Origin of the sequence: Acidovorax sp. SUPP2825, from assembly GCF_030158995.1 — a bacterium.
In the GTDB taxonomy this organism is placed as follows: domain Bacteria; phylum Pseudomonadota; class Gammaproteobacteria; order Burkholderiales; family Burkholderiaceae_C; genus Paracidovorax.
The window spans coordinates 330979-356741 of record NZ_BQXK01000001.1 but is presented as its reverse complement, the minus strand read 5'-3'; the positions used below and the strand labels follow the sequence as shown (position 1 = coordinate 356741).

The following is a 25763-nucleotide window of genomic DNA, read 5'->3' as shown; positions in this document are numbered from 1 at the left end:
GGCCAGCCGTTGCCGCTGGCCGGTGGCCGGTTACTTCGACAGGTCCAGCCGGTACTTGGACGTGCCCTTGCCCGAGCCGTCGTCCGCCGCCATGAGCGTGACGTTGGCCAGGCCCGCGGCCTGGGCCACGGGCAGCGCATTGGCGCCGGAGCTGAACACCACCGGGCCGGCCGTGGCCACTTTGGTGAAGCGCCAGCTCTTGGCCGCGCCGTTGGCGGCACGGGTCACGTTGGCGTTCTTGCGGATGTAGTCGATCACCACGTCGCGGTTGGCGTCCGGCGAGGCCCAGATGGTGCCCGAGCCGTCCAGCTTGTCGATGAAGCTCTTGCCGCTGGTGGCGCGGTAGTTGTTGGTGGCGATCACGAACTCCTGCGCCGCATTGATGGGCTGGCCCTTGTAAGTCAGGTTCTTGATGCGGCGGCCGGTGGGCTGCGTCACGTCGATCTCGTACTGCACGTCGGCCGTGGTGAACATGTCGAAGTTGTAGCCGGGGAAGGTGCTGATGAGCGGCTGCTCGGCGGTCTTGGCCGGGTCGATCTGGTTGAAGCGCTTGGCCGCGGCCTCCAGCCAGCCCTGGATGTCGGCGCCGTTCACCTTCACCGCGTACACGGTGTTGGGGTACAGGTACAGGTCGGCGGCGTTGTAGATCGCCAGCGGCCCGGTGGCCACGTCGGTGTAGTCGGCCCCGCCCTGGAAGCCCGACTTGAACGGTGCACTCACCGACAGCACGGGCAGCTGCGCGTACTGCGGCAGGTTGGCGGCCACGTAATCGCGCTGGGCCTGGTTCACGATCTGGATCGCGCCGGGGTCGCCCACGTCGGCGAACAGCGTGCTCATGCGGAAGTCGGTGCTGCCGATGGGCGTCTTCACGTAGGCAATGGCGGCCTGGTGCTGCGTCTCGATCAGGGGGGCGACGGTGGGGTCGGCATCGACGTACACCGTGGCGCCCGAGGCGTTCTTGCCCTGGATGTTGCGCAGCTCGCTCTTGGTGGCGGTCTTGTTCACCGCCCAGGCCTTGCCGTCCCACTTCAGCGCGAGCTGGATCACGCCCAGCGCCTTGCCCCACGAGCTGGCCATGACGGCGGGCACGCCGTTGATGGTGCCGGCCTTGTTGTCCACGCCGGTTTGCGAATAGGCCGGCGTCGCGGCGGTGTCGGGGAACACGCTGTGCTGGTGGCCCATGACCATGGCGTCGATGCCGGCAACCTTGGACAGGTACAGGCCCGGGTTCTCCATGGTGGCCGAGTAGGCGCCCGCATCGAGCCCGCCGTGCAGCAGGGCCACGACGATGTCGGCGCCCTTGGCGCGCAGCTCGGGCACGTATTTCTGCGCGGCTTCGACCGCGCCTTCGGTGTAGACCTTGCCTTCGAGGTAGCGCTTGTCCCAGTTCATGATGCCGGGGGTGGTGAAGCCGATCACGCCCACCTTGATGGGCAGCTTGACCTCTTTGCCGTCCGCGCCCTTGGAGACCAGCGTGCGCTCCAGGATGGTGTAGGGCTGCACCAGCGGCTTCTTCGTCTTGCTGCTGTACACGTTGGCCAGCACGGCGGGGTAGCCGGCGCCGGCGCATTTTTGCGCGGCATCGACGCCATCGACCTCCATGCCGCCGCCCAGCACCTGGTTGAGGAACGGCAGGCCGTAGTTGAACTCGTGGTTGCCCAGCGTGCCGGCATCGAAGCCCAAAGCGCCCATGGCCTTGTACATGGACAGCTGCTGGGTGCAGGGAATGGCCTTGACCACGGCCTCGTAGTCGGCCAGCGCCGTGCCCTGGATGGTGTCGCCGTTGTCGACCAGCAGCGTGTTGGCGAACTCCTTGCGCGCCTGGCGCACCAGCGTGGCAGTGCGCTCGAAGCCGTAGCTCTTGTCTTCGGCGAGCTTGAAGTAGTCGTAGCTGCGCACGTTGAAGTGCAGGTCGGTGGTCTCCAGCACGGCCAGCGTGGCGGTGGCGCCGGCGTTGTTGTTGCCGTCGTTGTCGCTGCCGCCGCAGGCGGCCAGCAGGGTGGCGGCAGCGATCACGGTGAATGCGGTGAGGGCGGTCCGGCGGGTGGCCGGCGAGAGGTCTTGGCGTGGGAGGGTGTCCAGCATGCAATGGCCTGGGTGGTGGGTAAAGGCGAGAGTGTCACGAACCCGTTTGACACTGGCGTGACGCGGCCGTGGCCCGCCCGCCCGCAGTCACCGACCCGCCCGGGCCCCGCGCCCCGCCGGCCTGCGCGCCGTCAGTCCGCCGACGCGATCAGGTCCACCTCCACCGAGGCGTTCTTGGGCAGCTGCAGCACGCCGACCGAGGTGCGCGTGTGCGCCCCGGCCACCGGCCCCAGCACGTGAAATAGCACCTGCGAGGCCGCATCGGCCACCTCGCTTTGCTGCGTGAAGCCGGGCGCGGACTGCACGTACACCGTGATGCGCGGCACGGCGCGCACCGCATCCAGCGTACCCAGGCTGCGCTGCAGCAGCGCCAGGGCGCGCATCACGCACACCTGGGCGGCATGCTGCGCGCGCTCCAGGGGCACCTGCGCGCCCACGGCGCCGGTGACCACCACGGTGTCGCCCACGCGCGGGATCTGGCCGCTCAGGTAGATCTGCCGGCCGTCGCGCACCAGCGGCACGTAGTTGCCGCCGATCTTGATCTCGCCATCGAAGCGGTGGCCCAGGGCCAGCGCCTGTTCTTCGAACCGTGCATCGCAGGACATGGAATCTTTCCTCGGGTGTGGGACGGTGGAGGGAGTTGAAACAAAAAGTGCCCCCAGCACAATGGGTACTAGGGCATAGTGCTATTAAATCAATAGCAAACGATCCATGGGGCGCCGCGTCATCCGCCGCGGTTGCGCATCCAGTCGGCCGTGCCCATGAAGCTCTCGCGCAGCCGGGTGCGCAGCTCGGCGGGCACCCCGGTCTCGCCCATGGCCTGGTCCATGCACGCGACCCACTGGTCGCGTTCCTTGATGCCGATCGAGAACGGCAGGTGCCGCGCGCGCAGGCGCGGGTGGCCGAAGCGGCTCTGGTAGTGGTCCGGCCCGCCGAGCCAGCCGCACAGGAACCAGAACAGCTTGTCGCGCGCGTCCGCCAGGGTGCTGCCGTGCGCGGCGCGCAGCTCGGCATAGCCGGGCTCCAGGTCCATGAGGTCGTAGAAGCGGTCCACCAGCGCGCGGACTTTCTCTTCGCCGCCGATCCATTCGAAAGGCGTGGTGGCCGGGGCAGGCGCGGGCGGGGATTCGGGTGTGGACATGGAGGCGGGCGGGGGAAGACAACTAGCCCTCGATTGTAGAAAGCGCCGCCCCGCGTGCGCCGCCCGCCCGCAGGCAGGCGAACACCGCCACCGCCGTGAACACGGTCACCCCGGCCAGCACGCGCAGCAAGGCGGCGAAGGCGTGGCCGTAGCCCTGCAGCAGTTCGGCCTGCGACAGCTGGGGCAGCAGCGCCCGGGCGCGGGACAGGTCCCCCGCCACGAGGGATTGGGCGGCGCGCGCCGCATCGCCCCCCGGCACCTGCGGCCACTGCAGGGCCAGCAGCGCCACCAGCCCGGCGCCCACCAGGGCCAGCGCGAGTCCCTCGCCCGCCACGCGAACGGTGTTGAAGAGGCCGGTGGCCATGCCCGCGCGCTCGGGCGGCACCACGCTCACGGCCAGCCCGTCCATCAACCCCCACGGCAGGCCGATGCCCACGCCGATGAGCAGCAGGGGCCCGGCCAGCACCGCCGCCGGCGAGCCCGGCGCGCAATCGCTCAGCCACCACAACCCCACCGCGCACACGGCGAGGCCCCCGGAGGACAGCGCCGCCGCCGACCACCAGCGCGCGAGCCACCCCGCCATCAGCGGCACGCACAGCATGGCCGCCGACAGGGCCAGCATCAGCTGCCCCGCCGCCATCGCGCTCAGGCCCTCGATGCCGATGAAGCGCACCGGCAGCAGCACCAGCAGCACCACATAGGCATAGGCCGGCGCCGCCGCCAGCAGTTGCACGCCCACGAAGCGCGGATAGCGGAACAGCGACAGGTCCAGCATGGGGTGCCGAACGCGGCGCTCGGTGCGCACGAAGGCCGTTGCCATGGCCGCAGCGCCCGCCAGCGCCGCCACCACGGGAAGGCTGGCCCAGCCGCTCTCGGGGGCCTGCAGCACGCCCAGCGTCAGCAGGGCCAGTGCCGCCGTGAAGCGGACCGCGCCCGGCCAGTCCACGCCGGCCGCGCCCGGGTCGCGCGAATCCTGCAGGAACCGCGCACCGGCCGCGCCCGCGGCCAGCGCCACCCCGGCCACGCTGAGCGCCACGGCCCGCCAGCCGCCGTGCCCCAGCAGCCACCCGGCCAGCAACGGCCCGAAGGCCAGCCCCACGCCGAAGGCGGTGCCCACCCAGCTGAAGGCCCGCGTGCGCGCCGGGCCCTGCACGGCTTGCGCCAGGGCCGACGTGCCCCCGGCCAGCGCGGCTGCGGCGCCCACGCCCTGCAGCGCGCGCCACAGGTTGAAGGCCACGATGCCGCCGGCACACGCCAGCCCGACCGCGCTGAGCGCCACCACGCCCACGCCGCACAGAAACACTCGCTTGCGCCCAAAGGCATCGGCCAGCGCGCCGCAGGCCATCAGCGTGGCGCCGAAGCTCAGCATGAAGGCGTTGGTGACCCAGGCCAGTTGCACGGGGCTGCCGCCCAGTGCATCGCGCAACGCGGGCAGGGCCACGGCCGGGCCGGTGAAGCTCAAGGGCATGGCCAGCGCGGCCAGGCACACGGCCAGGAGTTGAAGGGACACGGGGAATGCCGGCTTCGGGGCGCGGGCAGGATGTTGGGTCGAGGACATGGCGGGGACAGCGGCTTTCAGGCAGTGGACAAGGGCGCCGGCGACCCCAGGCCACCAACGCCCATGAACGATAAAAGCGATGCAATGCGATGAAAATAGGCCCCCACATCCCCAGACAAACAACCTTGGGTTGGCAATCCGAACCCATTCACCCCACTCTCACCCACCATGGACAGCTTCAGCGGCCTCGAATCGTTTGTGCGCGCAGCCGATCTGTCGAGCTTCGCGCAGGCCGGGCGCGCACTCGGCATCTCGGCCTCGGCCGTGGGCAAGAACATCGCGCGGCTGGAGCAGCAGCTCGGCCTGCGGCTGTTCCAGCGCACCACGCGCCAGGTGCGCCTCACGCAGGAGGGCGCGCTCTTTCACGAGCGCTGCCGCCGCATCCTGGATGAGCTGCAGGACGCCCGCGCGATGATGCAGGCGGCCGTGCAGGCCCCGCGCGGGCGCCTGCGGGTGAGCCTGCCGGTCATCGGCTACCGCTTTCTGCTGCCGGTGCTGCCCGAGTTCAAGGCCCTCTACCCCGACGTCGAACTGGAGCTGGACTTCAACGACCGCCTGGTGGATGTGGTGGAGGAAGGCCTGGACGTGGTCATCCGCAGCGGCGATCTGCCCGACTCGGGCCTCGTCGCGCGCCGGCTGGGGCCGTTCCGCTTCGTGCTGGTGGCCTCGCCGCAGTACCTGGCGCGGCGCGGCACGCCCCAGGTGCCGGCCGATCTGGCGCAGCACGCCTGCCTGATCTTTCGCTTTCCCAGCGGCGGCAAGCTGCACGACTGGGTGCTGCCCGGCCTGCCGCAGCCGCTGCCCACCGAGCTGGTGTGCAACAACATGGAGGCCATGCGTGGTGCGGCCATCGCCGGCATGGGCGTGGCGTACATGCCCGACTTCCTGGCCCGGGATGCCATCGAGCGGGGTGAATTGCGGCAGGTGCTGGCCACGCACCTGGTGCACACCGGGCAGTTCTCGGCCCTGTGGCCGTCGAGCCGGCAGCTGTCGCCCAAGGTGCGGGCGTTCGTGGATTTCATCGGCGAGCGGCTGTTCCAGGCGGCGCCCGCACCCACGCCGGATTGACCCCGGGCGCCGCGCATCCCCGGGCGCGCCGGGCTGCCGCACGGAAACCGCCGCCGTGCCAAGCGCGTTCGGCGAGTTTGATTATGAAAAAAGCGACGTTCATCTCTGGCCGCGGCAGGCATAGCCTTCGGGCTTCATCCATCGGAGAGAGAGAAACAACACCATGCGCATCCGCTTCATCGCATCCCTGGTCGCCGCCGCGTTCGCCGTATCGGGCGTGGCCCACGCCGACCAGCTGGCCGACATCAAGAAGAAGGGCGAACTGGTCGTCGGCGTGCTGGGCACCGACGAGCCCAACAGCTTCATCGACCCCAAGACGCGCGAACTGATCGGCTACGACATCGACCTGGGCAAGGCGATCGCCAGGAAGATCGGCGTCAAGCCCGTGTTCAAGCAACTGGCCGTGGCCGCGCGCATTCCCGAACTGCAGCAGGGCCATGTGGACATCCTGGCCGCATCGCTCACCCACAACAAGGAGCGCGAGGCGCAGATCGATTTCTCGCTGACCACCTTCGTCACCGGCCAGAAGGTGCTGGTCAAGAAGGCCAGCGGCATCAAGGACGTGGCGGACCTGGCCGGCAAGCGCGTGGTGACGGTCAAGGGCGGCACGCAGGAGCCCAACGTGCGCAAGGCCGTGCCCACCGTGGAGGTGGTGACGTTCGAGACGACGCAGCAGGCGTTTCTCACGCTGCAGCAAGGCAAGGGCGTGGGCTACGTGAACGACGAGTCCTCGCTGATCGACGACTTCGGCAAGCTGGGCGAGCGCAACAAGGACTACGCCATCCTGCCCACCAACCTGAGCGTGGAGCCGCTGGCGCTGGGCATCAAGAAGGGCGAGACCGCCGTGAAATCCATTGTGGACGACACGCTGCGCGAGCTGGAGAAATCCGGCGAGGCCGAGAAGATCTTCTTCAAGTGGTACGGCCCCGGCACCAAGATCAAATTCACCACCCGCCCCTTCAAGTTCGAATCGGACAAGATCGACGGCTGATGGATGCAGCCATGGCGGCATGGCCGCCGGGGGCAGCACACGGGCGGCAGGCATGCCATTGGCGCATGCGGGCCGCCCTGTGGCAGGCACCCCGGTGGCGGGCCGCCGCGCCCGCATGCCCCGCGTGCGGCGTTTTCCGAATGACTGGCGTGCATGCCTTTGTTTGACTACTCCTTGCTGCTGAGCGGCAAGTACCACCTCATGATGGTGGGCGGCCTGCTGCTGTCGCTGCAGCTGCTGGCCGTCTCGCTGGTGCTGGCCCTGCCCCTGGCCCTGGTCGTGGCGCTCCTGCGCCTGGCGCCGGTGGCGCCCCTGCGCTGGGCCGGCTTCGCCTTCGTGGAGGGCATGCGCAACGTGCCGCTGCTGGCGCACATGCTGTTCTGGTACTTCGGCGCGCCCGAGCTGCTGCCCGAGGCCGCGAAGCAGTGGCTGTACGACAGCGGCCATGCCGAGGCGGCCGCGGCCGTCGTCGCGCTGTCGCTGTACACCGCGGCCTTCATGGCCGAGGACATCCGCAGCGGCATCCGCGCGGTGCCCACGGTGCAGATGGAGGCAGGGCGCGCACTGGGCCTGGGGTTCCTTGCCACCATGCGGCGCGTGGTGCTGCCGCAGGCGCTGCGCGTGACCGTGCCGCCCCTCATCTCGCAGGCACTGAACCTCTGGAAGAACACCTCCATCGCCACCGTGATCGGCGTGGCCGAACTCATGTACCAGGCGGCCAAGGTGGAAAGCGCCACGTTCCGCAGCATCGAGGCGTTCGCCTTCGCGAGCGCCGCCTACCTCACGGTGTCGCTGCTCATCACGGGCCTGGCGAGCTGGTACCACCATCGCTACCCCGTGCGGACGGTCTGAACCTTCCCCAAAAAAGCATGCGCGAACTCTTCGACACCTACTGGCTGTACTTTCTCGTCGGCCAGTACCCCAACGGCCCGCTGGGCGGCCTGGCGCTCACGCTGCTGCTGGCGGCGGGCGCCCTGTTGCTGGCGCTGCCGCTGGGCGTGCTGTTCGGCCTGGCGCGCGTGAGCCCGTGGCGCTCGGTGCGCTGGCCGGTCACGGCCATCGTCTTCGTGGTGCGCGGCACGCCGCTCCTGATGGTGGTGTTCTGGGCCTATTTCTTCCTGCCCAGCGTGACGGGGGTGAAGACCGACCAGTTCACCACCATGCTGGTCGCCCTGGTGGTCTTCAACGCCGCGTACCTGGCCGAGATCGTGCGCGCCGGCATCCGGGGCCCGCCGCGCGGGCAGATGGAATGCGCCCGCGCCCTGGGCCTGTCGTACCCCCGCGCCATGCGCCGGGTGGTGCTGCCGCAGGCACTGCGCAACATGCTGCCTTCGCTGGTGAACCAGTTCGTCGTCACCATCAAGGAGACCTCGCTGGGCTACATCATCGGGCTCACGGAGGTGGCCTTCATCGCCACGCAGATCAACACCCAGGTCTTCATCCGCCCGGCCGAAGTGTTCGGCATCCTGGGCCTGACCTATTTCGTGCTGTGCTTCGGCCTGTCGCGCCTGGCCTACGCGCTGGAGCGCCGGCTGGCGCGGCGCGCGGCCCCCTCCTCTTCTTCCGGACTCCGAACGACATGATCGAACTGCACGGCGTGAACAAGTGGTACGGCAGCTACCACGCCCTGGTGGACGTGACCGAAACCATCGCCCAGGGCGAGGTGGTCGTGGTGTGCGGGCCTTCGGGCTCGGGCAAGTCCACGCTGATCCGCACGCTCAACCGGCTCGAACCCATCCAGGGCGGGCGCATCCTGATCGGCGGGCAGCCCATCCACGGGCCGGGCGTGGACGTGAACGCGCTGCGCTCGCGCATCGGCTTCGTGTTCCAGCAGTTCAACCTGTTTCCGCATCTGTCGGTGCTGCACAACTGCACGCTGGCCCCCATCCAGTTGCGTGGCCTGTCGCGCCAGGCGGCCGAGCAGCGGGCCCTGGCCCTGCTGGACAGCGTGGGCCTGGCGCACAAGGCGCAGGCCTGGCCCAGCGAACTGTCGGGCGGCCAGCAGCAGCGCGTGGCCATCGCCCGCGCCCTGGCCATGGAGCCGCCGCTCATGCTGTTCGACGAGCCCACCAGCGCGCTGGACCCCGAGATGGTGGGCGAGGTGCTGGTGGCCATGCGCGACCTGGCCGAGGGCGGCATGACCATGGTCTGCGTGACGCACGAGATGGGCTTTGCCCGCGAAGTGGCCGACCGCGTGCTCTTCATGGACGAAGGCCGCGTGCTGGAGCGCGCCACGCCGGCCGACTTCTTCGGCCGCCCGCAGCACCCGCGAGCGCAGCAGTTCCTGTCGGACATCCGCACGCCGTTCGCGCGGGCGGCATAGCGGCGCCGCTGCGCTGTTCAGGCTCTCTTGCGCTACTCCGCCGCGCGGCGCAGCGTCTCCACCACCGGGCGGCGCAGCACATCGCGCAGGCCCCACCAGCCCGCGGCCAGCGCCAGCACGGCCCCGGCCAGTGCGCCGATGATCGGCACCCACGGCGTGGCCGTCCAGGCGAAGTCGAACACGTAGCGCGCCAGCGCCCAGCCCACCGCCACCGCCACCACGCTGGCGAGAAAGCCCGCCAGCAGCCCCACGCCGGCCAGTTCGGCCCGCTGCACCTGTCGCAGCAGGCTGTCGCGCGCGCCCACGGCCCGCATGATGGCGAACTCGCGCGCCCGCTCCTCGCCCGTGGCCGTCACGGCGGCGAACAGCACCACCAGCCCCGCGGCCAGCGTGAAGCCGAAGAGAAACTCCACCGCACGGATCACCTGCGCGAGCACGCCCTGCACCTGGGCCAGCGTGGCGCTCATGTCCACGTTGGTGATGTTGGGAAACGCCCGCACCAGCGTGTTGTCGAAGCCCGGCGTGGCCGGAGCGCGGTACGCCGCCAGATAGGTCACCGGCAGCTCGGGCGGCAGCTGGCCCACCGTGTACATCACGAAGAAGTTGGCGCGCAGCGAGCCCCAGTCCACCTTGCGCAGGCTGGTGACGCGCGCCTCGCTCATCACCCCGCCGATGTCAAAGCGCAGCGTGTCGCCGAGTTTGAGGCCCAGCGTCTCGGCGATGCCGTCCTCCACGCTCACCGCATCCTTTTCACCCGGCGTCCAGCGGCCGGCCACCACGGGGTTGTGGGTGGGCGCCTGCTCGGCATTCGACAGGTTGAACTCGCGGTCCACCAGGCGCTTGGCGCGGTCGTCGGCGTAGTCGGCCGGGCCCACCTCGCGCCCGTTGATGGCCACCAGCCGGCCGCGGATCATGGGGTACCAGTCGTACTGCGCCACGCCGCCGTCGCGCAGCGCTTTCTGAAAAGCCTCCGACTGGTCGGGCATGACGTTGATCACGAAGCGGTTGGGCGCATCGGCCGGGGTGGAGCGCTGCCAGCTGCTGATGAGGTCGGTGCGCAGCAGCACCAGCAGCACCAGCGCCAGCAGCCCCACCGCGAGGCTGCTGACCTGCACCACCGCATACACCGGCCGGGCCGAGATCTGCCGCGTGGCCAGCACCAGCCAGCGCGGGGCCGTGGCCTCGTTCACGCTGCGGCGCAGCAGCTTCACCGCGCCCCAGGCCAGTCCGGCAAACAGCAGCACCGCCCCCGCGAAACCGCCCACGGCGATCAGTCCCAGCTTCAGGTCGCTGCTGACCGCCAGCAGCAGCGCGGCGAACCCGGCCACGCCCACGCCCAGCACCGCCAGCGAGGCGGGTTTCAGGCCGCCCAGGTCGCGCCGGATCACGCGCAGCGGCGGCACCTGCGACAGCTGCAGCACCGGCGGCAGCCCGAAGGCGAACATCAGCGTGAGGCCCATCCCGAGGCCGAACGCCACCGGCCACAGGCTGGGCGCGGGCAGCGCCGTTTCCACCAGCCCCGCCAGCAGCAGCACGAACACGTGGTGCACCGCATAGCCCAGCAACACACCCAGCGCGCTGGCAAAGAGCCCGATCAGCGCGAACTCGACCACGTAACCGCCCGCGATGGTGCGCTGGCTCTGGCCCAGCACGCGCAGCAGCGCGGCGGCATCGAGGTGCTCATTGGCAAAGCCGCGCGCCGCCAGCGCCACGGCCACCGCCGACAGCAGCGCTGCGAGCAGCGCCACGAGGTTGAGGAATTTCTGCGCCCGGTCCAGCGTCTGGCGCATCTCGGGACGGCCGCTGTCCAGCGACTCCACGCGCACGCCGTGCACCTCGGGCGCCTTCACCGCCTCGGCCGCCCAGTCGCCGAACTGCTTGACCGCCCGCGCCTCGCCCGCCACGGCGAAGCGGTAGGTGAGCCGGCTGGCCGGCTGCACCAGCCCGGTGGCGGGCAGGTCCAGCGCATTGACCATGACGCGCGGCGCAAAGCTCATGAAGCCCGCGCCCCGGTCGGGCTCGATGGCGATGATGCGGGCAATGCGCAACTGAGCGTCGCCCAGCAGCAGCGAATCGCCCATCTGCAGGCCCAGCGAGCCCAGCACCGGCGCATCCACCCACACCTCGCCGGGCGCCGGAATGTCGCGCGTGGCCCGCGCGGGTGCGCCGGGCGCATCCGCCACCTGCAGGCTGCCACGCAGCGGGTAGCCCGGCTCCACGCTTTTCAACGCCACCAGCCGGCTGGCGCCGCCCTGCGCATCGCTCGCGCGGCCCATGGTGGGAAAGCCCAGCGTCGTGACCGTGGACAGGCCCGCGGCCTTCGCCCGTTCGACGAACGCCGCCGGCGTGGGGTTATCGCTGGCCACCACCACATCGCCGCCCAGCAGCTGCAGCGCATCGCGCTGCAACCCGCCCTGCAGCCGATCGGCAAAGAACCCCACCGAAGTAAGGGCCGCCACGGCCAGCGTGACCGCCACGATGAGAAGGCGCAATTCGCCAGCCCGCAGATCGCGCCACAGCGTGCGCCAGCCAATTCGGAAGAAGGACAGATTCATGGGGAGCGACGTTAGCGCAAATGGGTTGGGCTTCGGGTGGGAAGGGGCTCAGGGCGAGGGGGATTTGGAATTTCGCGGCGCCCAGGGTGGATTTGACCCAAACCTTCGACAGTGCAAGGCTGGTAGCTTGCCAAACCGGTAGCTGTCGGCTGGCGCCATGACTCCCCTTCGCCCTACCCTTGCGCGCCCCCGTACCGCACCGCCCGCGGCGGGCGGCACAGCCCCCACAGCGTGATGCCGGCCTGCTGCGCCAGGTCGATGGCCAGCGAGGTGGGGGCCGACACGGCGGCCAGCAGGGGAATGTCGAGCCGGGCGCACTTGCGCACCAGTTCGTAGCTGGCGCGGCTGGACATGACGACGAAGCCGTCCTCCCCCAGCCGGCCCTGCGCGGCCAACTGGCCGATGAGCTTGTCGAGGGCGTTGTGGCGGCCCACGTCTTCGAGCAGGTCTGTCAGCTCGCCGCCTGGCGTGGCCCAGCCGGCGGCATGGACGGCGCCCGCCGCGGCATTGAGCGACTGCCGGGCGGGCATGGCGGCCACGGCGCGCAATATCGCGTCGGCAGGCAGCGCACCGGCCCAGGCGCGTTCGGTGACGCGTTCGGGCACCAGGTCCAGCGCCTGCAGGCTGTCGATGCCGCACACGCCGCAACCCGTTCGGCCCGCGAGCGAGCGGCGCTTGTCTTTCAAGCGCGCGAAGCAGCGTGCCGTGATGTCCACCCGCACCTCGCACGCGGTGGCCGTGCCAGCTGGAACCCCGGCGGGCGCCTCCAGCGCATGCACCTCGATGCCGTGGCAGTCGCCCGGCTGGTCGATGATCCCCTCGCTCAAGGCGAAGCCGAGGGCGAAGGCATGCAGGTCGGCGGGCGTGGCCATCATCACGGCATGCGAGAGGCCGTTAAACACCAGGGCCACCGGCACTTCGGCGGCCACCGCGTCGTCCTCCCACATGGCAGGCACAGCACCCGGCGGGCAGGGATGGCGCTGCACGCTGCGGGTGGCCAGCGGCGTGGGCAGGGGGCGGCCTTCGTCGTCCAGGCCCTCGGGGCCGGAAGATTCTTGCGCCCCTCGCATGCTCGCGAGTTGCTGGCGCCCCGCATCGGTCAGCCAGGCCAGCCAGCGGCTGTCGTCCTGCGCCACGCGCACCCAGCCGGGGCCCGGCTGGCCGCCCACGGCCGCGCCGCTCAGCAAGTGCAGCCCGCGCAGCACGGCACTGCCGGGCAACCCCAGGTGCTTGGCCAGGCGCGGCATGGAGACGCCCTGCGGATCATCCAGTTCGGCCAGCGCCGACAGCAGCGCGGGCGAGAGCCCGCCGTCATGGCCCACCGGCACGGACGGCGTCAAATGGCCGCCACGGCCGCGGGTTCCGCGGCGGCGGCCGTGTCTGCAGCATCTGCCGCCCCGGCCGCATGCGGCACCAGCACCACGGGGATCGACTTGGAGGTCGGCGTGCCCGCATTCAGCGCCACCGACGACAGGGGCACGAGCGGATTGGTCTCGGGGTAATAGGCAGCGAGGTTGCCGCGGGGAATGTCGTAGGCCACGAGCTTGAAGCGGTCGGCGCGGCGCTCCTGGCCGTCGCTCCACACGGTCTGGATGTCCACCCAGTCGCCGTCCTTCAGGCCGAGTGACCGAATGTCCTCCTCGTGGATGAACACCACGCGCCGCTGGCCGAACACGCCGCGGTAGCGGTCGTCGTGGCCGTAGATGGTGGTGTTGTACTGGTCGTGCGAGCGCGTGGTGAGCAGCGTGAACACGACGGTGTCGCGCCGCAGCGCGCGGGCCTGGTGCGAGGGCGTGTCCACCGGCACGGGGTGGGCGACGAAGCTGGCCTTGCGGCCGGCCGTGGCCCAGACACGCTCGCTGGCGGTGTTGCGCAGCCGAAAGCCCCCGGGCACGGCCACGCGCTGGTTGAAGTCCTTGAAGTCGGCGAACACGGCTTCGATCTTGTCGCGGATGCGGGCGTAGTCCTCGATGAGCCACAGCCACGGGGTGCGGCTGCGCCCGCCGATCGTGGCCGCGGCCAGCCGCGCGACGATGGCGGGCTCGGACAGCAGCTGGTCCGAGGCCGGCGGGTTGATGCCCATGGACAGGTGCACCATGCTCATCGAGTCCTCCACCGTCACGCCCTGCGGGCCGCCAGCCTGCATGTCGATCTCGGTGCGGCCCAGGCACGGCAGGATGAGCGCCTCGCGCCCGTGCACGATGTGGCTGCGGTTGAGCTTGGTGGTCACGTGCACCGTCAGGTCGCAGCGGCGCAGCGCCTTCCAGGTCTCATAGGTATCGGGCGTGGCGGCGGCGAAGTTGCCCCCCAGGGCGAAGAACACGCGCCCCTTGCCGTCCAGCATGGCCTGGATGGCCTCCACCGTGTCGACGCCGGGCTCGCGCGGGGGCTCGAAGCCGAACACCTCCTGCAGCTTGTCCAGCAGCGCGGCCGGGGGCTTTTCCCAGATGCCCATGGTGCGGTCGCCCTGCACGTTGCTGTGGCCGCGCACGGGGCACGGGCCCGCGCCGGGCCGGCCGATGTTGCCGCGCAGCAGCAGCCAGTTGACGATCATCTGGATGGTGGCCACCGAGTGCATGTGCTGGGTGATGCCCATGCCCCAGCAGGCGATCACGCGCTGGGCATTGCGGTACACCTCGGCTGCGGCGCGGATCTGCGCCTCGGGCAGGCCGGACTCCTCTTCGAGCAAAGGCCACGATTCGGCGCGCAGGTCGGCCAGCAGGCCGTCGATGCCGGTGGTGTGCTCGGCGATGAAGGCATGGTCGAGCACGCCGCCGTCGCGGTCCTCGATCTCGATCAGGTGCTTCATCATCCCCTTGACCAGGGCCAGGTCGCCCCCCACGCGCAGCTGGAAGTAATGTGTGCTGATGGGTGTCGAGCCCAGCGTGGCCATTTCCATCTTGCTCTGCGGGTCCTGAAAGCGCTCCAGGCCGCGTTCGCGCAGCGGGTTGAAGCTCACGATCTGCGCGCCGCGCTTGTGGGCCGCGCGCAGCTCGCCCAGCATGCGCGGGTGGTTGGTGCCGGGGTTCTGCCCGAAGATGAAGATGGCGTCGGCCTCCTCGAAGTCCTGCAGCGTGACCGTGCCCTTGCCCACGCCGATCTGCGGGCGCATGGCGCTGCCGCTGGGCTCGTGGCACATGTTGGAGCAGTCGGGAAAATTGTTGGTGCCGTATTCGCGCACGAACAGCTGGTACAGGAAGGCGGCCTCGTTGCTGGCGCGGCCCGAGGTGTAGAAGATGGCCTCGTTCGGGCTGGGCAGCGCGTTCAGGTGCCGGGCGATGAGCGCGAAGGCATCGTCCCAGGCAATGGGCACGTAGTGGTCGCTCGCCGCGTCGTACACCATGGGGTGGGTGAGCCGGCCCTGGTCTTCCAGCCAGAAGTCGCTCTGCTCGGCCAGGGCGGCCACCGAATGCCGGGCGAAAAGCTCCGGCCCCGCGCGGCGGGCGGTGGCCTCGGCCGCCACGGCCTTGGCGCCGTTCTCGCAGAACTCGAAGGTGGAGGCATGGTTGCGGTCGGGCCAGGCGCAGCCGGGGCAGTCGAACCCGTCGGGCTGGTTGGCCGACAGCAGGGTCTTGGCCCCCTTGAGGGGAATGTCCTGGTACTGCAGCGCGCGGCCGACGGAGCGCAGCGCGCCCCAGCCGCCGGCCGGGCCTTTGTAGAACTCGATTTTCTTGTCGGTCATCGTGGTCTCCTGCTCATCGGCGAAACGAACGGCGAAAGGGGTGGGCTCCCGAGGGAGCGACCGGGTTGGACACCGCCGCGCGCGCGGCGTTCCGCAGCGGCCACCATGCTAGGGCGTTTTGAAGGTGGCCGCAGCGTCGGCCAGGGCCGCGGCCTGCTCGCGCATGCGCAGGGCGGCGGCCGCGGCCTCCTCCACCAGCGCCGCATTCTGCTGGGTCATCTGCTCGATCCGGGCGACGCTCTGGTGGATGCCGTCGATGCCGCTGCTTTGCTGGCCGCTCGCTGCAGCAATGCCTTCGATCAGGTGCGTGACCTCGGCGATCGAGTGGGCAATGCCCTGCATGGACTGGCGCGCATCGTCCACCAGGCCGCCCCCCGCGTCCACCCGCTCGACCGATGCGGCGATGAGGCCGCGGATCTCCCGCGCGGCGTCGCCCGAGCGCTGGGCCAGCGCCCGCACCTCGCCCGCCACCACCGCGAAGCCCCGGCCCTGCTCGCCCGCACGGGCGGCCTCGACCGCGGCGTTCAGCGCCAGGATGTTGGTCTGGAAGGCGATGCCGTCGATGATGCCGATGATGTCGCGGATGCGGTGCGCGCCCTCGCGGATGTCGCCCATGGTGGCGACCACCCGCTCCACCGCAGCGCCGCTTTGCCCGGCCGCCTGCGACACCGCGCCCATGAGCCCGTTGACGCGCCGGGCGTGCTCGGCGTTCTGCCCCACCGTGGCCGTGAGCTGCTCCAGCGCCGAGGCGGCGCTGTTGACTTCGCCGGCCTGCTGCTCGGTGCGCGTGGCCAGATCGCCGTTGCCGGCCGCGATCTCGCTGGTGGACAGGCGCAGCCCGTCCGCGCCCCGCCGCACGTTGCCCACCAGTCCGGCCAGCCCCACGCCGATGCCGTTGATGGCCTGCAGCATCTGCCCCACCTCGTCGCGCCGGGCCACATGCATCTGGGTGGTGAGGTCGCCGGCGGCGATGCGCTGCGCTGCCGCGCGGCCCTGCGCCACCGGCCGGGCAATGCCGCGCTGCACCATGCCGTAGATCGCCGCCGCTGCCAGCAGCGGCAGGCCCGCCACCACCGCTACCCAACTGGCAGGCAGTGGCGCCAGCACCAGCCAGGCCAGCGCCCACAGCGCGTACTGCACCGCCAGCACCAGCAGGGCCAGCCGGCCCGCCAGGTTCAAAGCGGGAATCTCGCTGACATCCAGGCCCACGTAGAGCACGCCCACCACGTGGCCGGACGCATCGCGCACCGGATCGTAACGGGTCATGTTCTGCCGGCCGAACACCGTGGCGTAGCCGGCATAGCCGCGCCCCGCCAGCAGGTTGGCATAGGCCGGGTGGGAGCGGTCGAGCAACGTGCCCACCGCGCGCTCGCCGTCCTGCTTGCGCACCGAAGTGGCGACCCGGACGAAGTCGTTGCCCTGCCGGGCGAACACGGTGGCGCGCACGCCGGTCTGCGCGGTGAAGCGGTCGGCCACCGAGAAGTCGCCGTTCAGCAGGCGCCCGGCGCAACGCAGCAGCGGCGCCTGAGCGGCGCCACCCTGCGGTGGCTCGAGCGTGAAGCGGCCCGTGTGCTCGGCGGCGAACCGTGCCGCGGCGGCGTTGATCCGCCGGTGAAGGGAGCCTGGCAGCACCATGGTGCCCGGCCCTTACTGGAAGAACTTGGCCGCGCTCACCAGGGTCTTGTAGATGCCCCAGACCAAGGGAATGCCAACCGCAGCCCAGGCGAACGCCACCAGCGCCGGGTTGGTGGTGCTGCCGGCGCCGGTGCCCGAGCCCACCTCGGTCGCCAGCGATTTCTCGTGCGCGAGCTTTTTCTCGTGCGCCAGCTCTTCATCGGTCATGAACCACTTGTCGGCCAGCGGACGCACCAACAGGTTGGCGATCAGGCCGATGACCAGCATGCCCACCAGGATGTACATGGTCTGGTTGTAGACCTGCTCACGCGGCAGGCCCAGGCCCAGCTGGTATTCGCGCATGTAGTTGACGACCACCGGGCCCAGGATGCCCGCGGTGGCCCAGGCGGTGAGCAGGCGGCCGTGGATGGCGCCCACGAACTGCGTGCCGAACAGATCGGCCAGGTAAGCCGGCACCGTGGCGAAACCGCCGCCGTACATCGACAGGATGATGCAGAACGCCCCTACGAACAGCAGCTTGCTGCCGGCCCCGGCCGAGCTGGGGATGCTGGCGTACAGCAGGCCGCCCAGCACGAAGAACACCACGTAGGTCATCTTTCGGCCCAGCTTGTCCGACAGGCTGGCCCAGAAGAACCGGCCGCCGATGTTGAACAGCGACAGCAGCGCGGTGAAGCCGCCGGCCACGGCGGCGATGGCCGCCAGCTGCGCCTTGTCGAGTTCGCCGAATTTCTGCGGCACGCCGATGAGCGCGCCGCCGAACACCTCCTGCAGCATGGGCGAGGCCATGCCGATCACGCCGATGCCCGCGCTCACGTTCATGCACAGCACGACCCACACGAGCCAGAACTGAGGAATGCCCCACACGCGCTTCACGTGCACGTGGCGCTGCGTGATCATGGTGTTGGCGCTGGGCGGCGGCGGGGTCCAGCCGGCTGGCTTCCAGCCCGTGGCGGGCACGCGGTATCCCAGGGCGCCGGCCATCATGAAGACGAAGTACAGGAGCGCCATCACCACGAAGGTCTGCATCACGCCCACGTCGGTGGGGGTGGAAAACCGCTTCATCAGGTCCACCGCCAGGGGCGAGCCGATCATCGCACCGCCGCCGAAGCCCATGATGGCCATGCCGGTCGCCATGCCCCGCCGGTCGGGAAACCATTTGATGAGCGTGGACACTGGCGAGATATAGCCCAGCCCCAGGCCGATCCCGCCGATGACGCCCGAGCCGAGGATCATCAGCCAGAACTGGTGCAGGTGGATGCCCAGCGCCGACAGCAGCATGCCGCCGCACCAGCACACCGCGGACACGACGCCCGCCTTGCGCGGACCGGCACGTTCCAGCCAGCCGCCCCAGATGGCGGCAGAGCAGCCCAGGAACACGAAAAACAGGGTGTACATCCAGCCCAGCGTGGCCACGCGCCAGTCGCAGCCGGAGGCGAACAGCTCCGCGAAGAAGCTCATGTCCTTGGGGCAGGCGGCGCCGGTGCCGGCCGTGGAGAGGGCCTTGGACAGCGGCAGCCAGAACACGGAGAACCCGTAAGCCATGCCGATGCAAAGGTGGATCGCCAAGGCCGCCGGAGGAACGAGCCACCGGTTGAAGCCGGGGCCGGCAATGATGCGTTCCTTGTCCAGAAAACCGGGTTGTGTGGATGACATGCCACTCCTCTCTGCTGTGCTCTTTCTCGACGTCCGCGCGCCACCCTGGCACGGGCTCTCGAACCAGTGTCAGCGCATTGCTTGAGCTACGTCAAGACACATTGCACACAACGCGACATGTTTTTCCGCGCTGTCAGGAAGCAGAAAGGACAGCAGTGCAGGCGAAGCCGCCGGCCGTGCGGCAGCGGCCGCCTCAGGTGGTCTTGCTGATGGAGATGGTGGGGAATTTCGACGAGAAGTCCTTGGCCTGCTGCGCCACCTTGACCGCCACGTCGCGCGCCATCTTCTTGTAGATGCGGGCCACCTCGCCGTCGGGATCGGCCACCACGGTGGGAGCGCCGGTGTCGGCCTGCAGGCGGATCTGCATGTCCAGCGGCAGCGCGCCCAGGTAGGCCATGCCGTATTCCGCCGCCATGCGCTGCCCGCCGCCCTCGCCGAAGATGTGCTCGGCGTGGCCGCACCGGCTGCACACGTGCACCGCCATGTTCTCGACGATCCCGAGGATGGGCACGCCCACCTTCTCGAACATCTTGATGCCCTTCTTGGCATCCAGCAGCGCGATGTCCTGCGGCGTGGTGACGATCACCGCGCCGGTGATGGGCACGCGCTGGCTCAGCGTGAGCTGGATGTCGCCGGTGCCGGGCGGCATGTCCACGATGAGGTAATCCAGGTCCTTCCAGTTGGTTTGCCGCAGCAGCTGCTCCAGCGCCTGGGTGGCCATGGGGCCGCGCCAGATCATGGCCTGGTCGGCATCGATCAGGAACCCGATCGACATCACCTGCACGCCGTGGTTGCGCATCGGCTCCATGGTCTTGCCATCGGCGCTTTCGGGCTTGCCCTCGATGCCGAGCATCATGGGCTGGCTGGGGCCGTAGATGTCGGCATCCAGCACGCCGACGCTGGCGCCCTCGGCCGCGAGCGCCAGCGCCAGGTTGGCGGCGGTGGTGCTCTTGCCCACGCCGCCCTTGCCCGAGGCCACGGCGATGATGTTCTTGACCTGCGGCAGCAACTGCACGCCGCGCTGCACCGCATGGGCGACGACCTGGCTGGTGATGCGCACCGCCACCTGCTCCACGCCGGCGACGGTCTGGGCCGCGGCGGTCAACTGGCGTTCCAGTTCGGGCACCAGGCTCTTGGCCGGGTAGCCCAGCTCGACGTCGAACGCCACGTCGCCACCGGCGATGCGCACGTTGCGCACCGCCCGCGCACTGACGAAATCCTTGCCGGTGTGCGGATCGCTTACGCTCGCGAGCGCCGCCAACAGCGCCTGTTCTGTGACTGCCATGCCAATAACTCCTTGAGGGGCCGGTAGTCTATTCCCTGATCTCCCAACCCCGCAGGGCCGAGGACAATGCACCGTTGCCGCGCCCGCCCACCGCCTGCCCACCCGCTCAGCACAAGGATTCCCGTGAAATTCAAGATGGCCCCCAACTCCCTGTTCGCGATCCTGCTGCGTTCGCCCTGGTGGATCAGTTGGTCGGTGGCCGGTCTGATCGCGCTGGTGTGCGGCGCCCTGCTGCCCTCGCACATCGCCCCGTACGCCGCGGTGGGTGCCCTGCCGATCTTCGGCGTGGGCTGCCTGGCCGCCTGGCGCCAGTGGCGCGCGCCCAGCAGCGCGCGGGTGCAGGCCGTGCTGGGGCAGGCGGCGGAGATGCCCTGGCGCACCTTTGCGGATGCGCTGGAGCGCGCCTGGCAGGCCGAGGGCTACGCGGTGCGCCGCCTCACCGGCCTGCAAGCCGATTTCCACCTCGAGAAAGCGGGCCAGACGGCCCTGGTGAGCGCACGCCGCTGGAAGGCCGCCACCCATGGCATCGAGCCGCTGCGCGACCTGCAGGCGGCCGCCCGGGCGCAGGACGTGCCGGCCAGCACCTACATCGCGATGCAGGGCTCGGTGAGCGACAACGCCCGCGGCTATGCCCGCGAGCACGGCATCACGCTGATGGAGGGGGAGGCCCTGGCCGCCCTGCTGCTGAAGGCGCCCCGCACCGCAACCGCCCGGTGATCCAACGCCGGGTACGACCACCGATCCGCCGAGGCCCGCCATGCCCTCTTCCGCCGCTGCCCCCGCCGCCAAACCCGTCTCGCCCCGCCCCATCGGCCTGGTGCTGACCGGCGGCGGGGCCCGCGCGGCCTACCAGGTGGGCGTGCTGGAGGCGATCTCCGACCTGCGCATGGCGTGCGGCGCGGGGCGCGAACCCAACCCGTTTCCGATCATCACCGGCACCTCGGCCGGCGCCATCAACGCGGCCGCCCTCGCCTGCGGGGCGGACCAGTTCGACCGGGCCGTGCGCCGCATCGCCCGCGTGTGGCGCAATTTCCACGCGCAACAGGTGTACCGGGCCGACTCGTTGAGCGTGATGCGCAGCGGCGCGGGCTGGCTCACCCTGATGTCGCTGGGCTGGCTGCTGGCGCGCTGGCGGCGCATGCGGCCGCGCTCGTTGCTGGACAACTCGCCGCTCACCGGCCTGCTCACGCAACTGGTGCCGCTGGTGCGGCTGCCCCGGCTGATCCGCCAGGGGCACCTGCAGGCGCTGGCCATCACCGCCTCCAGCTACAGCTCGGGCGAGCACGTGACCTTCTTCGAGGCCGCGCAGGCGCAGCAGCCCTGGGTGCGCTCGCAGCGCAAGGCCACGCGCGACCGCATCACGCACGACCACCTGCTGGCATCGTCGGCCATTCCGTTCGTCTTTCCCGCCACGGCGCTGGGCATCGACGGCCACACCGAATACTTCGGCGACGGATCGATGCGTCAGTCCGCGCCGATCGCGCCGGCCATCCATCTGGGCGCCGAACGCATTTTGGTGGTGGGCGCGGGCCGCATGCACGAACCGGCGGGCGAGGCGCTGCACAGCGATGCGCCGGCCTACCCGTCGCTCGCGCAGATCGCCGGGCACACGCTGTCCAACATCTTCCTGGATGCCCTGTCGGTGGATGTGGAGCGCGCCCAGCGCATCAACCAGACGCTGTCCCTCATCCCGCCCGAAGTGCGCGCGCACAGCCCCCTGCGCCCGCTGGAACTGCTGGTGATCGCGCCTTCGCAGCGCCTGGATGCGGTGGCCGCCCGCTACGTGGGCGAGCTGCCCCGCCCCATCCGCACGCTGCTGGGCGGCCTGGGCGTGACCTCCAACATGCAGGACGTGCGCGGCGCCGCGCTGGCCAGCTACCTGCTGTTCGAGGCCGGCTACACGCGCGAACTCATGGCCCTCGGCCGTGCGGACGCCCTGACGCGCCGCAGCGAGATCTGCCGCTTCTTCGGCTGGGCCGACGCGGGCAACGCGGTGCGGGCGCCTGCCGTTTGAGCCCGCACACCCAGCCCGGAGTCACCCCTCCTATCGGAGCCAACCGATGCCCTTCGCGCCCCGCCCCCACTTTCCATCGGCCATCGCCCGCAGGGCCCGCACCGGCCTGGCGGCGGCCGCGATCGCCGCGCTGACCGCCGGCTGCACGCATCCACCGGCCGGCCCAAAGGCGGCGGCTGGCGCTCCTGCTGCGGCGCTGCCTGCCGGGGCCGAAGCCCCACCCGCCCCCACCCCGTGCCCCAAAGGCCTGCCTGCCGCCGCCCGCTGCCTGAGCGGGCAGGACTCGGCCGGCGCCCACTACCTGATCGCCATCCCCGCGGACTGGAACGGCACGCTCGTGTTGCACGCCCACGGCGGCCCCACGCTCGGCGCGCCGCGCCTGTCGCGCACGGTGGAAGACCTGGAGCGCTGGGCCGTCGTGCCGCGCGCCGGCTACGCCTGGGCCGGCTCCACCTACCGCCAGGGAGGCGTGGCGGTGCACGCCGCGGCCGAAGACACCGAGCGGCTGCGGCGCATCTTCGTGCAGCACGTGGCCGCGCCGCGCATGACGCTGCTGCACGGCCAGTCCTGGGGCGCCAGCGTGGCCGCCGTGGGCGCATCGCTCTTCACCGACGACGGCCACGGCAAACGCCCCTACGACGGCGTGCTGCTCACCAGCGGCGTGCTGGCCGGCGGCAGCCGGGCGTACGACTTCCGGCTCGACCTGCGGGTGATCTACCAGGCGCTGTGCGCCAACCACCCGCTGCCCGCCGAACCCCAGTACCCGCTGTGGATGGGCCTGCTGCCCGATGCCACGCTGAAACCCGCCGACCTGAAACGCCGCGTGGACGGCTGCCTGGGCCTGGACCGGCCCGCGGCGCAGCGCACGGCCGCGCAGCAGTCGCGCGTGCAGACCATCGTGCAGACCGTGCGTATCCGCGAAAGCGCCATCCACGGCCACCTGAACTGGGCCACCTGGCACTTCCAGGACATCGTGCAGCGGCGCACCGGCGGCGCCAACCCCTTCGGCAACCGGGGCGCGGTGTACACCGGCTCGAGCGACGATGCCGCGCTCAACCGCAGCGTGCAGCGCTACCGCGCCGATCCGCAGGCCGTGGCCACCTTCGCGCGCGACACCGACCCCGACGGGCGCATCCCGGTGCCGGTGCTGGCCGTGCACGGCGTGGACGATCCCACCGCCTTCGTCGAGATGGAAGACAGCTTTCGCCGCACGATGGAGCGCGCCGGCACGGCCGGCCACCTGGTGCAGACCTTCACGGCCGACAAATCCCACAGCTACCTGACCGATGCCGCCTATCCCACGCTGCTGGCGGCGCTCGGCCAGTGGGTGCGCGGCGGCCCGGCCCCCACGCCGGCGGGCATCGCCGCGCAATGCCCGGGCGTGCAGGCGACGTTCGGCGGCGAGTGCCGGTTCCTGCCCGGGTACCGGCCGCAGCCGCTGGAGCCCAGGGTGACGCCGCGCGAGCGGCCATGAGGCCCCTGCGGGCAGCCCCGGCCGCGCGGGCCGGGGCGAGCGCCTAAAATCCGCGGCTTGTCCGCGTTTTTCGCGGCCCACCCCGAACGCCCGCACCCGATGACCGCACGCAAGATCTTCGTCACCACCGCCCTGCCGTATGCCAACGGCAACTTCCACATCGGCCACATCATGGAATACATCCAGGCCGACATCTGGGTGCGGTATCAAAGAATGCAGGGCGCCCAGGTGAACTTCGTGGGCGCGGACGATGCCCACGGCGCGCCGATCATGATCGCGGCCGAGAAGGCCGGCAAGACACCCCAGCAGTTCGTCGCCGACATCGCCGCCGGCCGCAAGCCCTACCTGGACGGCTTTCACATCGCGTTCGACAACTGGCACAACACCGACGCGCCCGAGAACCACGCGCTCGCCCAGCAGATCTACCGCGACCTCAAGGCCAACGGCCTCATCGAGACGCGCACCATCGAGCAGTTCTTCGACCCCGAGAAGAACATGTTCCTGCCCGACCGCTTCATCAAGGGCGAATGCCCCAAGTGCCACGCCAAGGACCAGTACGGCGACAACTGCGAGAACTGCGGGGCCGTCTATGCGCCCACGGACCTCATCCAGCCCTTCTCGGCGCTGTCGGGCGCCAAGCCGGTGCTGAAGAGCTCGGAGCATTTCTTCTTCAAGCTCTCCGACCCGCGCTGCGTCGATTTTTTGCAGGAATGGACGCAGAACGGCGTGCACGTGCAGCCCGAGGTGGCCAACAAGGTCAAGGAATGGTTCACCGTGCGCACCAACCCGGACGGCAGCACCAGCGAGGGCCTGGGCGACTGGGACATCAGCCGCGACGCGCCCTACTTCGGCATCGAGATCCCCGATGCGCCGGGCAAGTACTTCTACGTGTGGCTCGATGCACCCGTGGGCTACCTCGCCTCGCTCAAGAACCTGCTGGAGAAGCGCGGCGAAGACTACGAGGCCTACATGGCCGACCCGCTGCTTGAGCAGTACCACTTCATCGGCAAGGACATCGTCACCTTCCACACCCTGTTCTGGCCCGCCATGCTGAAGTTCAGCGGCCGCAAGACGCCCGACAAGATCTGCGTGCACGGCTTTCTCACCGTGAACAACGGCGAGAAGATGAGCAAGAGCCGCGGCACGGGCCTGGACCCGCTCAAGTACCTGGGCCTGTCGATGAACCCCGAATGGCTGCGCTACTACATCGCCGCCAAGCTCAATGGCCGCAACGAGGACATCGACTTCAATCCCGAAGATTTCATGGCCCGGGTCAACAGCGACCTGATCGGCAAGTTCGTCAACATCGCCTCGCGCGCGGCCGGCTTCATCGCCAAGCGTTTCGGCGGCCAGCTGGGCGCCATGAGCGGCGACGGCCAGGCCCTGCTCGCCACGCTGGCGGGCCAGGGCGGCACCATCGCCGAGGCCCTCGAAAAGCGCGACACCGCCCGCGCCCTGCGCGAGGTGATGCTGCTGGCCGACCGCGTGAACGAGTACGTGGACGCCAACAAGCCCTGGGAACTGGCCAAGCAGGACGGCATGGACGCGCGCCTGCAGGACGTGTGCACGACCTGCATCGAGGCCTTCCGCGTGCTCGCCATCTACCTCAAGCCCGTGCTGCCCGCCCTGGCCGCGCAGGTCGAGGCCTTCCTGAACGTCTCGCCGCTCGCCTTTGCCGATGCGCAGACGCTGCTGGGCGCCGGCCACACCATCGGCACCTACCAGCATTTGATGCAGCGCGTGGACGTGAAGCAACTCGACGCCCTGTTCGAGCCGCCCGCGGCGCCTGAGCCCGAAAAGACCGTGCCCGGCGGCGAGGAGATCGCCCCCACCATCACCATCGACGACTTCGCCAAGATCGACCTGCGCATCGCGCAGATCGTGAACTGCGAGCCGGTCGAAGGCTCGACCAAGCTGTTGCGCCTGACGCTCGACGTGGGCGAAGGCCGCCACCGGAATGTGTTCAGCGGCATCGCCAGCGCCTACCAGCCCGCCGACCTGATCGGCAAGCTCACCGTGATGGTGGCCAACCTCGCCCCGCGCAAGATGAAGTTCGGCATCAGCGAGGGCATGGTGCTGGCCGCCAGCCATGGCGATGAGAAGGCCCATCCCGGCATCCACGTGCTGGAGCCGTGGCCGGGTGCGAGGCCCGGCATGCGCGTGCGGTGAGGGTATTGGCTGTCCAATCAACGCGGCCGTGAAGATTGGACACGCTAGCGGCGCGGTGCTGTCGATGGCCGAATACGGGCTGCTGTAGGGCCCTCGCGGGCTGGGCTGCCGGGGTCACGGCCTGCCTGCC

19 protein-coding genes are annotated in these 25763 nt (G+C 70.2%); 9 read left to right on the top strand and 10 right to left on the bottom strand.

What is annotated here, in order from left to right; all coding sequences use genetic code 11:
• Nucleotides 1–30: 30 nt before the first annotated feature.
• The 4 genes from AVAK2825_RS01585 to AVAK2825_RS01570 form a co-directional block, all read right to left on the bottom strand.
• The gene (locus AVAK2825_RS01585; RefSeq protein WP_284393516.1) at nt 31–2085 is read right to left on the bottom strand and encodes a bifunctional 2',3'-cyclic-nucleotide 2'-phosphodiesterase/3'-nucleotidase; all 2055 of its coding nucleotides are present in this window, start codon (nt 2083–2085) and stop codon (nt 31–33) included.
• Nucleotides 2086–2216: 131 nt separating this feature from the next.
• Complete coding sequence (locus AVAK2825_RS01580; protein WP_284393513.1) at nt 2217–2690, bottom strand: RidA family protein; 474 nt, start codon at nt 2688–2690, stop codon at nt 2217–2219.
• Nucleotides 2691–2809: 119 nt separating this feature from the next.
• Nucleotides 2810–3226, bottom strand: coding sequence for a group II truncated hemoglobin (locus tag AVAK2825_RS01575; RefSeq protein ID WP_284393510.1), 417 nt, complete (start codon nt 3224–3226; stop codon nt 2810–2812).
• A 22-nt stretch (nt 3227–3248) separates the two neighbouring features.
• Nucleotides 3249–4784: an MFS transporter gene (locus AVAK2825_RS01570; protein ID WP_284393507.1), complete on the bottom strand. Its 1536-nt coding sequence runs from the start codon at nt 4782–4784 to the stop codon at nt 3249–3251.
• A 168-nt stretch (nt 4785–4952) separates the two neighbouring features.
• Here AVAK2825_RS01570 and AVAK2825_RS01565 point away from each other — a divergent pair, with 168 nt between their 5' ends.
• The 5 genes from AVAK2825_RS01565 (at nt 4953) to AVAK2825_RS01545 (ending at nt 9166) form a co-directional block, all read left to right on the top strand.
• Nucleotides 4953–5852, top strand: coding sequence for a LysR family transcriptional regulator (locus AVAK2825_RS01565; RefSeq protein WP_284393505.1), 900 nt, complete (start codon nt 4953–4955; stop codon nt 5850–5852).
• Between the two features lie 163 nt (nt 5853–6015).
• Nucleotides 6016–6843 (top strand): ABC transporter substrate-binding protein, encoded by an 828-nt coding sequence (locus AVAK2825_RS01560; protein ID WP_284393503.1) that lies wholly within the window; start codon nt 6016–6018, stop codon nt 6841–6843.
• A gap of 153 nt (nt 6844–6996) precedes the next feature.
• A complete protein-coding gene (locus tag AVAK2825_RS01555) occupies nt 6997–7695 on the top strand; it encodes an amino acid ABC transporter permease (RefSeq protein ID WP_284393501.1) in 699 nt (232 codons plus the stop codon).
• A gap of 17 nt (nt 7696–7712) precedes the next feature.
• Nucleotides 7713–8426 carry an amino acid ABC transporter permease gene (locus AVAK2825_RS01550; protein ID WP_284393499.1) on the top strand — a complete coding sequence of 238 codons (714 nt, stop codon included), beginning with the start codon at nt 7713–7715 and terminating at the stop codon, nt 8424–8426.
• Nucleotides 8423–9166: an amino acid ABC transporter ATP-binding protein gene (locus AVAK2825_RS01545; RefSeq protein ID WP_284393497.1), complete on the top strand. Its 744-nt coding sequence runs from the start codon at nt 8423–8425 to the stop codon at nt 9164–9166. The genes AVAK2825_RS01550 and AVAK2825_RS01545 overlap by 4 nt, the downstream gene beginning before the upstream one ends.
• 32 nt (nt 9167–9198) lie before the next feature.
• On the opposite strand, the gene AVAK2825_RS01540 is transcribed toward AVAK2825_RS01545, so the two are convergent.
• The 6 genes from AVAK2825_RS01540 to apbC all read right to left on the bottom strand — a co-directional run bounded on the left by AVAK2825_RS01540 (nt 9199) and on the right by apbC (nt 19976).
• The gene (locus AVAK2825_RS01540) at nt 9199–11721 is read right to left on the bottom strand and encodes an ABC transporter permease (protein ID WP_284393495.1); all 2523 of its coding nucleotides are present in this window, start codon (nt 11719–11721) and stop codon (nt 9199–9201) included.
• 173 nt (nt 11722–11894) lie between these two features.
• Nucleotides 11895–13061: a formate dehydrogenase accessory sulfurtransferase FdhD gene (fdhD, locus tag AVAK2825_RS01535; protein ID WP_284393494.1), complete on the bottom strand. Its 1167-nt coding sequence runs from the start codon at nt 13059–13061 to the stop codon at nt 11895–11897.
• The gene (locus AVAK2825_RS01530) at nt 13058–15403 is read right to left on the bottom strand and encodes an FdhF/YdeP family oxidoreductase (protein ID WP_284393493.1); all 2346 of its coding nucleotides are present in this window, start codon (nt 15401–15403) and stop codon (nt 13058–13060) included. Before AVAK2825_RS01530 ends, fdhD begins: the two co-directional genes overlap by 4 nt.
• A gap of 108 nt (nt 15404–15511) precedes the next feature.
• The gene (locus AVAK2825_RS01525) at nt 15512–17038 is read right to left on the bottom strand and encodes a methyl-accepting chemotaxis protein (RefSeq protein ID WP_284393491.1); all 1527 of its coding nucleotides are present in this window, start codon (nt 17036–17038) and stop codon (nt 15512–15514) included.
• 12 nt (nt 17039–17050) lie between these two features.
• Complete coding sequence (locus AVAK2825_RS01520; RefSeq protein ID WP_284393489.1) at nt 17051–18691, bottom strand: OFA family MFS transporter; 1641 nt, start codon at nt 18689–18691, stop codon at nt 17051–17053.
• 193 nt (nt 18692–18884) lie between these two features.
• Complete coding sequence (gene apbC / locus AVAK2825_RS01515; protein ID WP_284393486.1) at nt 18885–19976, bottom strand: iron-sulfur cluster carrier protein ApbC; 1092 nt, start codon at nt 19974–19976, stop codon at nt 18885–18887.
• 135 nt (nt 19977–20111) lie between these two features.
• Here apbC and AVAK2825_RS01510 point away from each other — a divergent pair, with 135 nt between their 5' ends.
• The 4 genes from AVAK2825_RS01510 (at nt 20112) to metG (ending at nt 25633) form a co-directional block, all read left to right on the top strand.
• Nucleotides 20112–20693, top strand: coding sequence for a restriction endonuclease (locus AVAK2825_RS01510; protein WP_284393482.1), 582 nt, complete (start codon nt 20112–20114; stop codon nt 20691–20693).
• Between the two features lie 40 nt (nt 20694–20733).
• The gene (locus AVAK2825_RS01505; RefSeq protein WP_284393480.1) at nt 20734–21990 is read left to right on the top strand and encodes a patatin-like phospholipase family protein; all 1257 of its coding nucleotides are present in this window, start codon (nt 20734–20736) and stop codon (nt 21988–21990) included.
• A gap of 46 nt (nt 21991–22036) precedes the next feature.
• Entirely contained in the window at nt 22037–23464 is a 1428-nt protein-coding gene (locus tag AVAK2825_RS01500) for a hypothetical protein (RefSeq protein ID WP_284393478.1), read from the top strand.
• 99 nt (nt 23465–23563) lie between these two features.
• Nucleotides 23564–25633 (top strand): methionine--tRNA ligase, encoded by a 2070-nt coding sequence (metG, locus tag AVAK2825_RS01495; RefSeq protein WP_284393475.1) that lies wholly within the window; start codon nt 23564–23566, stop codon nt 25631–25633.
• Nucleotides 25634–25763: the final 130 nt, after the last annotated feature.

Bases quoted from the DNA above. Each gene is read 5' to 3' on its own strand.
- AVAK2825_RS01550 (WP_284393499.1), top strand. From the start codon at position 7,713: ATGCGCGAACTCTTCGACACCTACTGGCTGTACTTTCTCGTCGGCCAG.
- AVAK2825_RS01500 (WP_284393478.1), top strand. From the start codon at position 22,037: ATGCCCTTCGCGCCCCGCCCCCACTTTCCATCGGCCATCGCCCGCAGG.
- AVAK2825_RS01585 (WP_284393516.1), bottom strand. From the start codon at position 2,085: ATGCTGGACACCCTCCCACGCCAAGACCTCTCGCCGGCCACCCGCCGG.
- AVAK2825_RS01555 (WP_284393501.1), top strand. From the start codon at position 6,997: ATGCCTTTGTTTGACTACTCCTTGCTGCTGAGCGGCAAGTACCACCTC.
- AVAK2825_RS01505 (WP_284393480.1), top strand. From the start codon at position 20,734: ATGCCCTCTTCCGCCGCTGCCCCCGCCGCCAAACCCGTCTCGCCCCGC.
- AVAK2825_RS01530 (WP_284393493.1), bottom strand. From the start codon at position 15,403: ATGACCGACAAGAAAATCGAGTTCTACAAAGGCCCGGCCGGCGGCTGG.
- metG (WP_284393475.1), top strand. From the start codon at position 23,564: ATGACCGCACGCAAGATCTTCGTCACCACCGCCCTGCCGTATGCCAAC.
- AVAK2825_RS01565 (WP_284393505.1), top strand. From the start codon at position 4,953: ATGGACAGCTTCAGCGGCCTCGAATCGTTTGTGCGCGCAGCCGATCTG.
- AVAK2825_RS01520 (WP_284393489.1), bottom strand. From the start codon at position 18,691: ATGTCATCCACACAACCCGGTTTTCTGGACAAGGAACGCATCATTGCC.
- apbC (WP_284393486.1), bottom strand. From the start codon at position 19,976: ATGGCAGTCACAGAACAGGCGCTGTTGGCGGCGCTCGCGAGCGTAAGC.
- AVAK2825_RS01545 (WP_284393497.1), top strand. From the start codon at position 8,423: ATGATCGAACTGCACGGCGTGAACAAGTGGTACGGCAGCTACCACGCC.
- AVAK2825_RS01570 (WP_284393507.1), bottom strand. From the start codon at position 4,784: ATGTCCTCGACCCAACATCCTGCCCGCGCCCCGAAGCCGGCATTCCCC.
- AVAK2825_RS01560 (WP_284393503.1), top strand. From the start codon at position 6,016: ATGCGCATCCGCTTCATCGCATCCCTGGTCGCCGCCGCGTTCGCCGTA.
- AVAK2825_RS01575 (WP_284393510.1), bottom strand. From the start codon at position 3,226: ATGTCCACACCCGAATCCCCGCCCGCGCCTGCCCCGGCCACCACGCCT.
- AVAK2825_RS01580 (WP_284393513.1), bottom strand. From the start codon at position 2,690: ATGTCCTGCGATGCACGGTTCGAAGAACAGGCGCTGGCCCTGGGCCAC.
- AVAK2825_RS01510 (WP_284393482.1), top strand. From the start codon at position 20,112: ATGGCCCCCAACTCCCTGTTCGCGATCCTGCTGCGTTCGCCCTGGTGG.
- AVAK2825_RS01540 (WP_284393495.1), bottom strand. From the start codon at position 11,721: ATGAATCTGTCCTTCTTCCGAATTGGCTGGCGCACGCTGTGGCGCGAT.
- AVAK2825_RS01525 (WP_284393491.1), bottom strand. From the start codon at position 17,038: ATGGTGCTGCCAGGCTCCCTTCACCGGCGGATCAACGCCGCCGCGGCA.